This is a genomic window from Chitinophaga caeni (genome assembly GCF_002557795.1).
GTDB classification, from domain to species: Bacteria; Bacteroidota; Bacteroidia; order Chitinophagales; family Chitinophagaceae; genus Chitinophaga; species Chitinophaga caeni.
On the sequence record NZ_CP023777.1, the window covers coordinates 3,371,445 to 3,387,691 of the forward strand.

At 43.8% G+C, this 16,247-nt stretch carries 10 protein-coding genes; 6 read left to right on the top strand and 4 right to left on the bottom strand.

Going from position 1 to position 16,247, the window contains the following annotated elements; translation table 11 throughout:
- The first annotated feature begins 329 nt into the window (after positions 1-329).
- From COR50_RS14285 to COR50_RS14300, 4 genes are all read left to right on the top strand, one after another.
- Positions 330-3,878, top strand: coding sequence for a SusC/RagA family TonB-linked outer membrane protein (locus tag COR50_RS14285; RefSeq protein WP_157760874.1), 3,549 nt, complete (start codon positions 330-332; stop codon positions 3,876-3,878).
- A 17-nt stretch (positions 3,879-3,895) separates the two neighbouring features.
- Positions 3,896-5,293 (top strand): RagB/SusD family nutrient uptake outer membrane protein, encoded by a 1,398-nt coding sequence (locus COR50_RS14290; RefSeq protein ID WP_098194611.1) that lies wholly within the window; start codon positions 3,896-3,898, stop codon positions 5,291-5,293.
- A 24-nt stretch (positions 5,294-5,317) separates the two neighbouring features.
- The gene (locus COR50_RS14295; protein ID WP_098194612.1) at positions 5,318-6,439 is read left to right on the top strand and encodes a TlpA disulfide reductase family protein; all 1,122 of its coding nucleotides are present in this window, start codon (positions 5,318-5,320) and stop codon (positions 6,437-6,439) included.
- 325 nt (positions 6,440-6,764) lie between these two features.
- Positions 6,765-7,886 (top strand): TlpA disulfide reductase family protein, encoded by a 1,122-nt coding sequence (locus tag COR50_RS14300; protein WP_198405654.1) that lies wholly within the window; start codon positions 6,765-6,767, stop codon positions 7,884-7,886.
- 93 nt (positions 7,887-7,979) lie between these two features.
- Here COR50_RS14300 and COR50_RS14305 read toward each other — a convergent pair whose 3' ends face one another.
- Positions 7,980-8,555 (bottom strand): RNA polymerase sigma factor, encoded by a 576-nt coding sequence (locus tag COR50_RS14305; protein ID WP_098194613.1) that lies wholly within the window; start codon positions 8,553-8,555, stop codon positions 7,980-7,982.
- A gap of 230 nt (positions 8,556-8,785) precedes the next feature.
- Between COR50_RS14305 and COR50_RS14310 the strand changes: the two genes are divergently transcribed.
- Entirely contained in the window at positions 8,786-9,976 is a 1,191-nt protein-coding gene (locus COR50_RS14310; RefSeq protein ID WP_098194614.1) for a FecR family protein, read from the top strand.
- A gap of 274 nt (positions 9,977-10,250) precedes the next feature.
- Here the strand turns inward: COR50_RS14310 and COR50_RS14315 are convergent, their stop codons facing one another.
- The 3 genes from COR50_RS14315 to COR50_RS14325 all read right to left on the bottom strand — a co-directional run bounded on the left by COR50_RS14315 (position 10,251) and on the right by COR50_RS14325 (position 12,388).
- Complete coding sequence (locus tag COR50_RS14315; protein WP_098194615.1) at positions 10,251-10,832, bottom strand: 5'-methylthioadenosine/S-adenosylhomocysteine nucleosidase family protein; 582 nt, start codon at positions 10,830-10,832, stop codon at positions 10,251-10,253.
- 98 nt (positions 10,833-10,930) lie between these two features.
- The gene (locus COR50_RS14320; RefSeq protein WP_098194616.1) at positions 10,931-11,737 is read right to left on the bottom strand and encodes a sterol desaturase family protein; all 807 of its coding nucleotides are present in this window, start codon (positions 11,735-11,737) and stop codon (positions 10,931-10,933) included.
- A gap of 66 nt (positions 11,738-11,803) precedes the next feature.
- Positions 11,804-12,388, bottom strand: a complete 585-nt coding sequence (locus tag COR50_RS14325) for a Crp/Fnr family transcriptional regulator (protein ID WP_098194617.1) — start codon at positions 12,386-12,388, stop codon at positions 11,804-11,806.
- Here COR50_RS14325 and COR50_RS14330 point away from each other — a divergent pair.
- Positions 12,387-16,220 (top strand): glycoside hydrolase family 2 TIM barrel-domain containing protein, encoded by a 3,834-nt coding sequence (locus COR50_RS14330; RefSeq protein ID WP_098194618.1) that lies wholly within the window; start codon positions 12,387-12,389, stop codon positions 16,218-16,220. The genes COR50_RS14325 and COR50_RS14330 overlap by 2 nt on opposite strands.
- Positions 16,221-16,247: the final 27 nt, after the last annotated feature.

The following is a 16,247-nucleotide window of genomic DNA, read 5'->3' on the forward strand; positions in this document are numbered from 1 at the left end:
GTGCGAAGTTCCGCGGTTCTCTTGGCGGGGGGGGAATGTATCATCCTTCGCTTATATCCTTGACCAGGTAAGGAATTCAAGTACCTTTAAAGCATTTTTAGTCGAACAACAATGAAAACTTAATAAAAATTTAGTACCTAGTTAGTACTAAATACGATTTTGTAACTCTTTGGTTTACTTGGGATGTAAAAAGCCACCGTTCCGCGTTGCAGGCGAAACAGTGGCCCCATCAAATTTGACTGCTGATCCTGCTGGGCGGGATAGCAACCATTTTAGAACCAAAATTGAGAGACAAAATTATGCCTTTTATCGCCAAAATGCTTCGGGTTATGAAGTTAACGACTTTTGTGCTCCTGGTATTCGCATTGCACGTCAACGCTAGAGCCTGGTCCCAAACCATTACTTTCTCCGGGAAAAATGTTTCCCTGGAAACCGCTTTCTCCGCGGTAGAAAAACAAACCGGTTACGTGGTCTTTTACGATTACCGCCAAATTGTTGGAGCAAAACCTATATCTATCGATGTAAAAAATTTGCCCTTGGCAACTTTCCTGAACTTATGTTTCAAAAACCAACCATTTACTTATGCTATCGAGGATAAAACCATCGTGATAGCCAAGGATAATAAAAGTATCCTCTCATCTACTTTAGATAAAGTATTGCTGGCTCAACCCATTGATGTTACCGGCAAGGTCGTGGATGATCAAGGGAAGCCCGTTGTCATGGCAACGGTGATCGTAAAGGGTACCAATACCGGTACGACAACCGACAGCCTCGGTGTTTTCCACCTGGAAAGTATTGATCAGAACGCCACCTTGATCATTTCCGCACTAGGAATCCATCGCCTGGAAGTTGCTGTAAAGAACAGGGCAAACCTCGGGGTATTGAAAGCGAAAAGCAGGATTTCGGATCTCGATGAAATTAATGTCACCGTGAACACGGGTTACCAAACCCTGGCCCGTGAAAGAAGCGCCGGCTCTTTTGCCCAGGCCGATATGGATGTGGTCGCCAACCGCTCCACTTCCATGAATATCATCCAGAGCCTGGACGGCTTGATTCCAGGCTTGGTGGTCAATAACGCTCCCAACAAGAACCAATTCCTGATCCGCGGTTTGGCTACGATCGGGGCGCCGGATCTTAACGGCGTCGGTTATTATAGCGGCACCAGTCCCCAACCGCTCTTCGTAGTTGATGGCTTGGTGATGGAAGATATCTCTGCCATTAATCCGCAAGATGTCAAGGATATCACCGTGTTAAAAGATGCTACCGCGGCCTCCATTTGGGGCTCCCGCGCAGCCAACGGGGTCATCGTGATCACCACCAAAAAAGGAACGTTCAATAGTAAGTTGCGCGTGAACTACGATGGTTTCGTTAGCTTCAAGGGCAAACCGGACCTGGGATATCTTGATATGCTCAATTCCCGCCAATATATCGATGCGGCGGTGGATGTTTTTAATACGCCGGGTTATGCCGAGCAATACCCATGGTCGCAGGTATCGGTTATCGGCGGCGGAGGTAGCGGCATTGCACCCCACGAATTAATTTTATACAATCAACAACGGGGACTCATTTCTGCCGAACAAGCGCAAAAAAGCCTGGACAGCTTAGCTGCTATTAGTAACCACGGGCAGATCAACGACCTGTTTTATAGGAATGCCTTGTTAACGAATCATACCATTTCTTTATCGGGCGGTAGTGAAAACTATTCATTCTACGGATCATTGAGTTATACAAATAATGTAAGTAATCAGCCGGGGGATAAAAACAATACTTACAAGGTAAATCTCCGCCAGGATATCAAGGCGGCCAAGTTTTTACGGTTCCATGTCATTACCGATTTATCTACCAACAGCGCTTCTTCTAAAAGGAATAGGGATATAGATTATTATTTCTACCCTTACCAACTGTTCAGGGATGCTGATGGCAATAATCTTTCCCTTCCGTTTTTGACGGGATTGTCTGATTCTACCCTGGCTTCCTTGGAAGCGCGTAGCCGCATCAGCCTGGATTATAATCCCTTGGACGAGTTTAATTATGGTTATACCAAGAACGATCAATTGATGGCCAGGATTAATGCGGGAGCTACCTTGGACATTGCTAAAGGATTGAGGTTTGAAGGCAATTATGGTTATATCAAGGGGAATAATAAGCAAAGGCAGTTCGAAAGCTTGCAGAGCTTTGCTGTTCGTAAGGAAATAGTGACTTTTACCGTGGCGCCCGATCCTAACACGACTCCGAAATATTATTTGCCAACCAATGGTGGCAGGTTAACCACGGGCAACGCGGATCAACGCAATTGGACAATCCGGAATCAATTGGTATATGATAATACTTGGGATAAACATGAACTAAAATTGTTGGCCGGGCAGGAAGCGCAAGAACAGATGTCTACCTCCCAAACAACGGTAGTCCGCGGTTTTGATGAAGACTTGCTGACTTACGGTTCCGTTGATTATAACACCTTGACAGGCTTGATCCTGAACACCGTTTGGCCTAACTACAGCATCTACGGAAGCACCATGTCTAATGATAATTTCCGCTCATCAGAAGTGATTTCCCGCTTTACATCATACTACGCTAATATGTCTTATACATTTGACCGTAGGTATGCTATTAATGGTAGTTGGCGTATTGATCAAAGTAACTTATTCGGTAAAGATAAGGCTGCTCAAAATAAACCGGTTTGGAGCGCCGGTATTAGGTGGAATGCCTATAACGAAGCATTTATGCAGCCGGTTACCTGGGTAGATCGCTTGTCTTTACGGTTGACGTACGGTATCACGGGCAACTCCCCGAACCCGGGGGTAGCCGCTTCGCAGGATATTACCAGTCCTTCCGGGAGCGCCTTCTTTCCCAGCAATATTGGGATGAGGATTACGACCCCGGGAAATGGTCAATTATCCTGGGAAAGTACTAAGACTACCAACCTGGGTATTGATTTCGCGGTCCTGGACAGCCGTTTGAGCGGAAGTGTGGATCTGTATTATAAGAAAACGGATAACTTACTCGGTTTAATTTATCCGAACAGCTTAACGGGATGGCCAGCCGTAGTGGGCAACCAGGGGAGCCTTTCCAATAGGGGGATCGAACTAAGCCTGACTTCGGTGAATGTCAGAACCCGGGATTTTAGCTGGAGTACCAACTTGGTATTTGCATACAATAAGAACAAGATTATTAAGCTGACTTCCGGTGCGCCCTTTACAACGGGGGCCCAGCAGGTGAATGCCATCGTGAAAGAAGGTTATCCCGCGTTTACACTTTTTGCCTATAACTATGCAGGCTTGGACGAGACGGGCGCTCCATTGGTGGAGTTGGCCGATGGTACAATTACTACAGACAGGCTAATCACAACTCCTGAAGATCTATTATACATGGGTTCTACGCAACCCATTTGGAATGGCGGTTTCATGAACAACTTCCGCTATAAAAATTTCCGCTTGTCTGCAAATATGATTTATAACATGGGACACAAAATGCGGTGGGAGCGTAACCTCACATTCGGCGGACAATTCCAAAGAAATGTTTCTGTTGATTTCCTGGAAAGATGGCAGCAAAAAGGAGATGAATTGGTGACTGATATCCCGCCCTATATAACGAATGCCAACCCTAATTCCGGTTTCGCGAACTACGATTATTTCAGGAAGGGTAGTAGGAACGTGCTGGATGCATCTTTTATTAAATTAAGGGATATCACCTTGTTCTACGATTTGCCGAAGCGCCTGCTCAGCAGGGTAAAAGTAGATGGTATTACATTCCGCGCGCAAGTTTCGAATGTCATGATCTGGAAAGCGAATCACCAGGGCATAGATCCCGAATTCCAAGGCTTAGTACTGCCTAGTGAGCAAAATTCATTGACATTAGGCGCCCATGTTAGTTTCTAATAATAAAAAATGTTACGATGCTGAAAATATATAAACATACAGGTAGCTGGATCGGTATGATTGCCCTATTGGCATTAGCCGTATCCTGTAAAAAATCATTCTTGGAGGTAAAGCCTAAAGGAAAGGTCATCGCTTCGAAAACTTCTGACTATGACCTACTGTTAAATAACCTTGACCTGATTAACATCGGTGCTGATGGCTCTATTCCCATGGGAGATGAGCTGGTTTCCATAGAGCCGATCTGGACCGGTGCTTCTTTCAGGGATAAACAATTGTTTCAATGGAAATCTGATGTTTACGGGGCGGATGAAGATGCCAAGGAAACGCTTGCACCGGTTAAAGGATTATACGTGTATAATAAGATCATCGCAGAAGTAATGGATGCTACTAATGGCACCGAGGCCGCTAAGAAATCTTTGCAAGCCGAAGCTTATGCCGGTCGTGCCTGGACAAACTTCTTGCTGATCAATTATTACGGCAAACCTTATGATCCTGCAACTGCGGCTACAGATCCGGGATTCCCGATCATTACCAAGGCGGATATCAACACGAAGAATTTTACCCGTGCTTCCGTGCAAGCGGTGTATGAACACATTGTCAGCGACCTGCAAACAGCTATCCCAAATTTATCTTCAGTAGGGCCCTGGCATAGAATCAGGATGTCTAAAGCCGCGGCAAAAGGAGTTTTAGCAAAGGTGTATGTTTTCATGGGTCGTTATCCGGATGCTTTGCCAGTGCTAAATGAAGCATTAGATGATATTGATGCATCGACGACGACGACGAAACTGGTTGATTTTAATACGGAGTTTCAAGGCTTTCCGACAGTAGTCAATGATTACGAAAATGTTTATGCCAAAACAGTTTTTAACTCTTATACCGGAACCTCGAACCGTGTACTTTGGTTAAAACCGGAAGTGGCTGCTTTGTATGATTCAACGGACCTGAGATTGCAAAAATGGTATATCACGAACACTTATCCAAACGGACTTACTTTATATAAAAGGGCGAATACCTTCACTACTTCTATCGGCGTTCGCGTAGGTGAATTATACCTGTTGAGGGCGGAGGTGAAAGCCCGCTTAGATGATCTTCAAGGTGCGGTTGCCGACTTGGAGTTTTTCAGGAAACACCGTATGCCGGCAGATAAAGCCATGGTGCCTACAAATATTGCTACATCGAAGATCCCCCTGTTACAATTTATCATGGATGAAAGGATCCGTGAATTTGCAACGCAAGGTTACCGCTGGTTCGATATGCGCCGTTTATCTGTGGATCCTTTATTCGGTAATAAGAATTTTCAACATTACGTGTATTCGGAAGCGGGAGAAATTTCGCAAACAATCAATTTTGATAACCCGGAAGATTTCGTGTTCGATATTCCACCGAAGATATTAGCGGAAAATCCAAACTTTTAAGAAACCAATTATTAAATATTACTTATGAGACTGAAAAAATGGTGGAGCATATTGCTATTGTTTCCAACAATGGCAATAGCCCAAGATAAATTCACGATTTCTGGAAATATCAGTAGCGTAGAAGGACAAAAGATGGTCGTCTTAAGTTACCTTGATAATCATGGCAAGGAAATGCGCGATACGAGCCTGTTACACGGTGGCAAATTTTCCTTTAATGGTTTTACTGCCTATGCCAACAGGGCGCATCTTGCCTTAGAACCGCTAAAGCGGGATACTACCCGGCGTAGAGTTTACGATGTAAAAGAATTTTATCTCGCCAAGGGAAACTATACAGTTACTGGTTCGGATGGCAAAATGTCCGCGGCTGAGATCAGCGGGACTCAAGTTCAGGAAGAATTTAAAGAGTACCGTTCCAAGATGGACCCGGTTACCAATGCCTGGATTAAGTTAACGGATGAGTATAGCGAAGCTGTTAAAGAAAAGGACAGCCTAACCATTCAGAAGTTGAGAAAGGAAGCGCCCGGATTGAGACAGAAACTGGATGATACGATGAACGGGTTCATTTACAGTCATCCGGATTCTTACCTGTCGGTGGATTTGGTGTATTTCTACCGGACGGGAACCATCGAACCAGCAACTTTTGATCCGCTATTCAATGCGTTGAACCCCGCCTTACTGCAAAGTTTCACCGGGAAAAAATTGGTAACAACATACGACAACGCCAAGCAATTGTTTGCCGGTAAAACCGTGGATTTTACCCAGATGGATGAAGAGGGGAAGCCATTTAAATTATCATCGCTCAGGGGGCAATATGTTTTGGTGGATTTCTGGGCAAGCTGGTGTAAACCTTGCCGCGCGGAAAACCCCAACTTGTTGAAAGCTTACCAAGACCTGAAAGATCAAAACTTTACGATCGTCAGCGTTTCGTTAGATGAAAGTAAAGCAGGTTGGTTGTATGCAGTAAAGCAAGATGGTTTACCATGGAAACAAGTATGTAATATGACAGGGTTTAAAACCGGTATCGCCGTAGATTATGGCATCTCGGCCATCCCGCAGAATGTTTTAGTAGATCCGGATGGAAAAGTTGTTGCTAAAAACTTGCGTGGCGAAAACTTGACGGAACAGGTAAAGAAGTATATAAAATAAAATATTGTTGTCCGACTAAAATTGCTTCAAAAGTACTTGAAATCCTTTTCTAGCCGAGGATATAAGCGAAAGATGATCTATTCAGCCCCGCCAACAAAACCGTGGAACTTCGCACTTTTAATAGCGAACGGTAGCTGGGCGTTACAGTAGTACAAAAGCTGGATCGAGCGATCAAATTGGCGGCCGTGATGGCCAATTTGTGCCCTTTTTTGAGCAAGCAAAAAAGTACAAGAAACGGGCAGAAGAACATTGAATCCAACTATTGAGGGATCACAAGTGCTCCCCGGTTAAAATTTAGTCGGACAATAATGAAAATAAAATATTAATGATGAATAATAAAAGTTGGTGGGGATTATTACTATTGTTGCCCGGTTTGGTAATGGCCCAGGATAAGTTCAAAATCTCCGGGAAAATCTCCGGTATCGAGGGCAACAAGATGGTCGTGTTGGATTACTTAGATAGTAATGGAGAAAAGGTCAATGACACCTGCTTATTAAAAAAAGGGCGGTTCTCATTTGAAGGTTTTACGGCTTACGGAAACAAAGCCTACCTCTCGTTAGAACCGGTAAAACGTGATACGACCCGGCGCAGAACCTACGATGGCCAGGACTTTTACCTCGCAAAAGGTAATTATACCGTGAAAGGTACCGGTCATATTTCCGGCGCTGACATCAAGGGTACACCGGTACAAGAAGATTTCAAAGCATATAATACCCAGATGGATCCCTTGATGAAACAATGGCGGGCCATCGTGGATGAGTATAATACGGCATCCCGGGCAAAAGATAGCGCCACGTTGCAGAAGTTGAAACAAACAGCGCCGCCCGTGATGCACAAGATGGATTCAACATTGGATGCTTTTATTTATAATCATCCCGACTCTTACGTATCGTTAGATTTGGTATACTATAATAAAACAAGTGTAATCGAGCCTGAAAAATTTGATCCCATCTACAAATCATTGAACCCGGCCTTATTGGAAAGTTTCAATGGTAAAAAGTTAGCGGCGAAATATGAAAAAGCCAAGCAATTGTTCATCGGGAAGTCGATTGACTTCACCCAAACTGATGTTGAGGGTAAGGAGTTTACGCTTTCGTCACTGAGGGGACAATACGTCCTGGTAGATTTCTGGGCAAGCTGGTGCAAGCCTTGCCGTGCCGAGAATCCGAACTTATTGAAAGCCTATCAACATTTGAAAGACAAAAACTTTACGATCGTAGGTGTTTCCCTGGATGAAGGAAAGAAAGGTTGGCTGCATGCAGTTGAGCAAGACGGGATGCCTTGGAAACAAGTCAGTGATCTGAAGGGCTTTAAAAGCGATCTCGCGGTAAAGTATGGTATTACAGCGATCCCGCAGAATGTTTTAGTAGATCCTTCAGGGAAAATAATCGCCAAAAACTTGCGCGGGGAAGATCTGTTGGAGCAACTACAGCGGTATATTAAATAAAATTGTAGATAAGCAGGGTATAGCGGTTTTTGTAAGGAGTGGTCATACGAATTACAAAAACCGCTTCTTGTAAGCAGTTGGCAGGGTGCCCGATCAGAATAAGTAAAATTCGCGGACGATCAATGCCGCAATACTGATTTGATAACCATGTTTTACCAGGTAATCGCGGATTTCATTCAATGCTTTTTGCAAATGATTTTTCACGGTATTTCTTGACAAACCGGTTACTTCAGCTATCTCGTCGAAATTCATAAATTCTTTGCGGCTGAGCAAGTAAATTTTCCTGGGTTGCGGAGGCAGTTCCAAAACGGCTTTTTCGAGTAAGTCTTTAACTGCTTTACTACCTAAAGCTTCATCTATCGCGTTATTTTCCTTTATGGCATGGCGGTACAATTCTACCGAAAGCTGGATATCCAGCGCTGCTTTTTTCAGTAGCTTGATAGCAAGATTGCGGGCGATCCTGAAAATATAACCGTCCATATTTTCAACCTGGTGAAGATCATCCCTTTTCCGCCAAAGGATGAGAAAGAGCTCCTGCGTAATATCTTCGGCTAGCTCGGGGGAGCGGGTAAAGGCATTTGCATATTGGTACACCCTTTCTGCATACTCATCATACAGCGTTCTAAAAGCTTGTTCATCTTGCAGTGGTTCGGAAAGGTGGCCGGGCATATTTTCTGAGCAAATTTATATAACAATAATACCAATTAATATCACAAATTCAAGCAATTCATGCTTGTTTTCAGCATTTTGCATGCTATTTTAAAAGAGTGAATAAAAATGGCTACTACATTAGTACCAATCCGGTCATTCCAGGCTCTTATAGGTAGCGCTTATTTTCCGGGTTGGCATGTACGTTAACCGGGGTGCCTGTTTTCATCCACCAGTAAACTGATAAATTGATGACTTTACAAGAACATATAAACCATTTGTTTGATAAATACCTGCAAGGTACCTGTAGCCCCGAAGAATGGGAAGAGCTGTTAGTCCTGGTATCTTCTATTCCCGAAGAAGATACGGTAACACTTTCTGCCCCTTTATATGAACTTTGGTTGAAATCTTCCAATAAAGATAATGCGAATAGCCTGAAATCATTCGATAAAGAGAAATTATACCATGCTATTATTCAGTCTGAACAGCGGGATGCCCGCCCGGTAATACAGTTAAATTGGTGGAAAATCGCAGCGGCAGCTATGTTGACCGGAGTAATTGTAACGGCTGCTATAATGTACCTGGGGAAAGAATCTCCGGGCAAACAAACGTTAGCGCTCAACAATATGGAAGCTGCCCGAAAGGTAAAGCCCGGTATTCAGCAAGCAGTATTAACCTTGGCCAACGGGCAGGAGATTGTTTTAGATAGCACTGCTACCGGCACGATCAGCCAACAGGGAAATGTAAAGATCATAAACCTGAACGGGCAACTTGCATACGAAGGTGGCAATGCTGGCAATAACTCGAAAGCAGGTTATAACATGGTAACAACTGCCAAAGCGAATCAGTATCAATTAATTTTGAGAGATGGCACTAAGGTTTGGTTAAATGCCGCCTCTTCGATAAAATTTCCCACCAGCTTTATCGAATCTACCCGTACTGTGGAAATTACCGGGGAAGCCTATTTCGAGGTCGCCAAGGATAAGACGAAACCTTTTCATGTACTTGCCAAGGGAATTGATGTAGCGGTGCTTGGTACCCATTTTAATATTAATGCTTATGATGATGAAGCGGAGGTTAAAACTTCCTTGTTGGAAGGTTCGGTGAAAATTACAGCCGGGAACCAGGCCGGGCAACTGTCCCCGGGAGAGGCAGCGAACTATAACAAGGCCGGGCAACTTTCCATTGCACCTGCAAAAGTGGATCAGTCCGTTGCATGGGTAAACGGTTACTTCCAGTTCGATCAAACGCCGCTGCCGGTAATACTAAGGCAAATTGGCCGTTGGTATGACTTGGAAATCGTTTATGAAGGCAAAGTACCGGACCGCATATTTAAAGGGAAAATTCAAAGAAGTTTGCCCTTGTCGAGTATCCTGAAGATTTTGCGTTCGGGGGATATCCAGTTTAGGCTTGAAGGTAAGCGGCTGGTGATTGTAGGGTAGGGGCTTTTTGGAGAGTGCTGTACCACTAGGGGTCGAAACCTTTGATTGAATTAAATTTACTTTACACCTAAACTTTTTGAGTTTACAAAATCTGGACAGGTACTTTTTTACTTATTTAATGGGGAGTTCTGCTTACCATCCTTACCAGCCCGAGGAACTTGACCAATATTAATATCTGCGTGAGGGATACGGAGGGCGCGCCCTGGAACAGCCCAGCCCGAAGGGGCAAGCCCTGGAATTTTTTTATTTGGAATAATGCCCGGTGGATTACGTTTTACCCGAACAAAATCTTTCTATACGCTTCCGCTGCTTTATGTACTTGTACAAACCAATCGTCGGCAGCATCGCTATCTGCACCATCGGAAATGTATTTCAAACATAAGAACGGTATCCCTTCTTTTTTTGCTATCATGGCCAGGGAATAGGCTTCCATGTCTACTACATTGTACGGCAATACGGAATGATTCATCTCGAAACTGTCGCCGGTGCCGCAAGTCCCGTTAGGTAAGGTTTCCAAGTGGATACCGTATTCCAATACCGGCGGGATGCCTGACAGCGGTGTTTCGTATAATTCATACCCCAGGCCGCGCACATCCATATCGCGTTGTATGAAACGGTTGCAACAGATCACATCTCCCTTCTTAAAATGATTGCTTCCCGCCGATCCCAGGTTAACGATCAACCCCGGTTTCTCACGGTATATAGCTTTTGTCAGTTCGAATGCTGCATTAACCTTCCCGATTCCCGTAATCACTTTTTTGCAATGATCAAATTCTTGCGCCGCTTCTGAATCTAATGCGAAAACAAATAATATATTTTCAAGGGCGTATTGCTGGTCCCGGTTGAGCGTTATCATCTTTTACTTGATATTTTGCGTTCGCGGAAGCCCGTCATTAGGACTTCCGCGGGGCAAATATATAAAGGATGTAGGTAAAATCGTTAGAAAACACCGGATTATTCGGAGATCATTACCGCTTCGCTGATATCTTGTTTTGATTTGCCGAAGCGTTGTTCCTGGACCTTATCGAAGGTGGCAACGTATTGCGGATGTTCGGTTTTCATGAGCCTGTCCCAAATACGCAGGTATAAACCGTAGTTGCCTTTGAATTTGCTGTGATGTAAATTATGGTGTACGGATGTATTAAAAACTTCGAATAATACGGAACGGCGGAACCATTTCGGCATGATTTCATAGCCGAGGTGACCGTAAACATTGATAATAAAACCCGAAACGATGAATAAACTGATACCAACGGAATGCATGGGTAATACGAATAATAATATGGGTAAAATCATGCCTTCCGTGATGGCTTCAAAGGTGTGAAAGGCGTAAGAAGTCCAAGGGGAGGGGTTCGTGGATTTATGGTGTAATAAATGTGTATGCTTAAATAACAGCGGGTGATGCAATAACCGGTGCATCCAATAAAAATACGTATCGTGGATTACCAGGGATGCGATGACGCTGAACACGAGGTAAACGACACCATAATCACTGATATTGGCATACTGTTGCGTATATTGATTGATCGGTGGAATAAAAAACGGGATGGCTACGAAGACCATCCAGAGGCTGGCGTTGATAGAGTGGATAATCTCCCTGGCGAAATCTGCTTTCTTTGCATGTTTTGCCTGGATTTTGTTGCCGGCAAGTTTTTTTGTAAAGACTTTGTAAACTAGCAAGTATGCCAAACCGGCAATGCTGAAATAGCGTATCATTGAAAAGCTGAACAGGTAAATGATCCATTCGAATATCTTAGCCATATCTTAATATTTTTATATGGCAAATCTAACGGCTTGGCCCGGCTTAAAAATTTACAAAAGATAATTTCACTTGTGCGCGATCCTGCTCCTGATCCGGCTCAGGGAAACCGGCGTGATGCCCAGTAGGCTGGCCAGGTGCTTCGAGGGAACCCTTTGCGCCAGGTTGGATTTCTCCCGGATCAACTGTAAATAGCGCTCCTCGGGACTCAGCAACACGAAGCTTTCGACCCTTTCGAGCGCTTCGGCAAGCATGTTCTGTAAGAAAAATGTTTTAGCTTTCGAAAACTTGGGTTGGTTGTCAATTACTTCCATGAAGCTTTTGTAATCAGATTCAAGTAAAATCGTGTCTTCGTATGCTTCGTAAATGAAACGGGAGGGCCTGTTCCAAAGGATGGTATCGTAACTGGCAAAAAACTGGTCTTCCCATTTTAACATCACCGTGCGTTCTTCCCCGTCATCTGTAATCAGGAAGGTACGGACTAACCCACTTTTCACATATGCCAGGTTCTGGGAAACAGCGCCCTGGTCGATATACTTTTCCCCTGCTTTCAAACGCTTTTCCCTGGCTAAGCTGAATACCAACTGCAAGTCGACGAAGGAAATATCCTTGAATAATTCTAAATAATGCGCAATCTTTTCATTACTAAGCATGGGTAAATTTAATGTATGTGGTTTAAATAATAGGTGGTTCGTTTTCAAATTTATCGGTGGACAATATCAATTTCCCTGCGGCTTTGCGGATTGTCCATTGTTTAACCGCGATACTTACCATATCTTGAGCGTTGCTTCTAAACGGAGCGTAATAATAGCGTTTTATATCAATATTTATTCGTTGAAATTGGATTTTAGCATGTGTTTTCTAAGTAGATTCATGAAACCTTTTGCCTTGTTGCTAGGCGGGTTCTTGTTGGGTATACAGCTTTATGGACAAGATTTAAGTCGCCAAAAGTATTACCGCCTTGTCGACAGCCGTGGCCGCGTGCTGGAAGTTGCGGCGAATGCCGGTAATAACGACCGTATTCTTCTCGATGCTAAAGAGAAAGGTAATATTGGTCAAGCTTGGCAATTAATCAAGTTAGATAAGGACATTTACCAAGTTAAAATGGCTGCCGCGACTAAGAATATTGATAATGGCAACCGTAGGTCGCCAAACGGGAACCCGGCGTTGCTTTGGGATAGCGATCGGGGGAATGAAAACCAGCATTGGCGTTTCCGCGAATTATCCACTGGTAAGTTCATCGTTACAAGTATCAAAAGTGGACAAAATTTAGCTGCCAAGGAAAGGAATGGAAACGGATACCTGTTCCAAGTGCCTGCCGATTCTACAGATATTACGCAGTTATGGGCATTAGAACCTATTAAAGAAAAACTGAAATTTCCGCCCCCGTTCAAAGGGGAAGCTTGGGAAGATGAATCTATCTTCGCTGTTCATAAAGAACCTACCCATGCCAGCTATATTCCTTTCCCCGGGATTTCATCCTTGAAAAGCGATCCATCTTTTCTTGATACGGGAACAAGCACCCGTTCTCCCTGGATATTTTCGTTAAATGGCGACTGGAAATTTCATTGGGTCAAGCAACCGTCTGAACGTCCGCTGGATTTTTATAAAGTGAATTTTGATGACCAGTCCTGGAAATACATTACCGTTCCTTCAAATATGGAGATGGAAGGATATGGCACCCCGATCTATACAAATATTACCTATCCATTTAAGAACGATCCGCCCAGGGTAATGGGCGCTGTTCCTGCCGATTGGACTGCTGCCAAGGAGCCGAACCCGGTGGGCTCTTACCGCAAGGAATTCGAACTACCTGCCGATTGGGATGGCAAAGAAGTGTTTTTGCATTTCGATGGTGTGATCAGTGCCATGTATGTATGGGTCAATGGTAAAAAAGTTGGCTATAGTGAGAATAGCTTTAGCCCCGCAGAATTTAATATTACATCATTTCTTAAGCCCGGTAAAAACCTGGTGGCGGTGGAAGTATATAAATACAGCGATGGCAGCTACCTGGAAGATCAGGACATGACACGTTTTAGCGGTATTCACAGGCGTGTTTACCTAATGGCAGTACCTAAATTGCATATACGCGATATTGCCGTGAATAACCAATTTGAAGATCATTTTTCGAAAGCAATTTTATCTATCGATGCGCATGTCAAAAATAGTGGTAGGAAGTTAAAATCCGCTGCTTATTTGGATGCCAGCCTATTGGATCCTGGTGGTAATGTAGCGGTAAAGTTCAAGCCAGTCCAAGTGGATCGATTGCAAAAGAACTGGGAAGCAGCATATGTTTTAAAAGCGGAAGTTGATCAACCGGAATTATGGAATGCTGAACACCCTGTATTGTATAATGTTTTATTAGAACTGAAAGACGCAGATGGAAATACCCTGGAAGCCATCAATATAAAACATGGTTTCCGAGAAGTGAGTATACGTGATGGTCAACTTTTGTTAAATGGTGAGCCTATCTTGTTGAAAGGTGTCAACAGGCACGAAATTCATCCAACTTTGGGTAAGGCAGTATCAGTAGAGAGTATGTTGCAGGATATTATGTTGATGAAGAAGCATAATATTAATACGGTGCGTACTTGTCATTACCCTAATGATCCCTTGTGGTTGAAACTTTGCGATGCTTACGGTTTATATTTAATCGATGAAGCGAACCATGAAACGCATGGTCATCAACAAATAGCAAAATACCCGTCTTGGCAGCCTGCGATCATCGATAGGACCGTGCGGCTCGTTGAAAGGGATAAAAATCATCCCGCTGTAATTATTTGGTCACTTGGAAATGAAGCCGGTGGCGGACCGAACTTCGTGGCTGCCCGCCAAGCGGTAAAAAACCTGGATACCACTCGCCCGGTGCATTATGAAGGTATGAACAGCGTAGCCGATATTGAATCTAACATGTATCCTTCTGTTGATTATATCATTAAAAGGGGAGAGGCTGATTCGGAGAAACCGTATTTTATGTGTGAATATGCCCATGCCATGGGCAACTCGGTAGGTAATCTACAGGAATATTGGGATGCTATTGAATCGCATAAGAGACTCATCGGCGGCTGTATTTGGGAATGGGTAGATCAAGGTTTGGCGGTTCCCGTTCCGGGGGATGCTTCCGGCGCCGTGTATTATGCTTACGGAGGTGATTTGGGTGATAAGCCCAATGATGGTACGTTCAGTATTAAAGGACTTGTTACTTCGGATAGGCAAGTGAAAGCGCCCTTGTTGGAAGTGAAAAAAGTGTATGAATATGTCAAGTTTAAAGATGCAGGAATTGTAGACGGAAAAGTATTGTTGATTAATAAATATGACTTCACCAATTTATCAGGATATCAATTCCATTGGACGGTTTTGGAAGATGGTCACGTGATCAAGGAAGGGGTAGAAACCCTGGGTGCATTGCAACCGAATAAGAGCTTAATGATGAACCTGCCGATCACCAAAATCCCATGGAAGCAAGGTTCGGAATATTTGTTGAATGTGGAAGTACGCTTGGGTGAGGATCAGCTTTGGGCTAAGAAAGGTCACAGCGTGGCTTTCGAGCAATTTTCTATGCCGGTGTCCGTAGCCAATATTCCCCCGTTGCCAATTACTGATAAAGCTGATAAAATACATGTAAATGAAAATAGGGAGAGCGTGAAGATCTTCAACAATTCATTCATCTTGGAATTTGATAAGCAATCAGGCATGATGAAAACCTTGAAGTATGGCAACCAATCTTATGTAACCAATACGGATGAAGGTTTACAACTGGATATTTACAGGGCTATGCTGGATAATGACCATACCGGCGATTGGGGACAGGCTTATGATACCCGTAAATTAGGCTTCGATCATCCTAGCTTTAAGTTGGTGGAAATGCAGGTGCAGGAAAGAGGTAGCGTCGTATACGTCCACACAAACATGGAAGCAACGACGAATTCCGGATTTAGCCTGCAAGTGCGCTTGGATTATACGGTAAATGCCGATGGTAATATTGCTGTTTCTGCCACGGTAGTCCCGGCAACGACCCGGTATTTTATCCCAAGAATAGGTTTGAAAATGGCGCTCCAGGGCGACTTAAACCTGGCAACCTGGTATGGACGCGGCCCCCAGGAGAATTATATCGACAGGGAAACATCTGCCCCATTGGGAATATACCATTTACCGGTAAGTAAAATGATAGAACCGTATGAGAAACCGCAAAGCATGGGTAACCGTGAAGATCTGCGTTGGTTGCAATTAACTAACCCTGAAAGCAAAAAAGGTATTAGGGTAGTTACAAGAAGCAAAATGAGCTTTAGCGCTTTACATGTTTCAGAAATTGATCTGGGAACAGCAGCTCATTTATATCAATTACATCCCGGCAAAACCACCTATTTACACTTGGATGCATATCAAATGGGTGTTGGAAATGGCAGTTGCGGCCCAATTCAATTACCAAAATATTTGGTGCCAGACAATACTTGCCACCTATCATTTATTATCCAACCCATATAAAATATTACGCCGGTCACTTACCGGAAA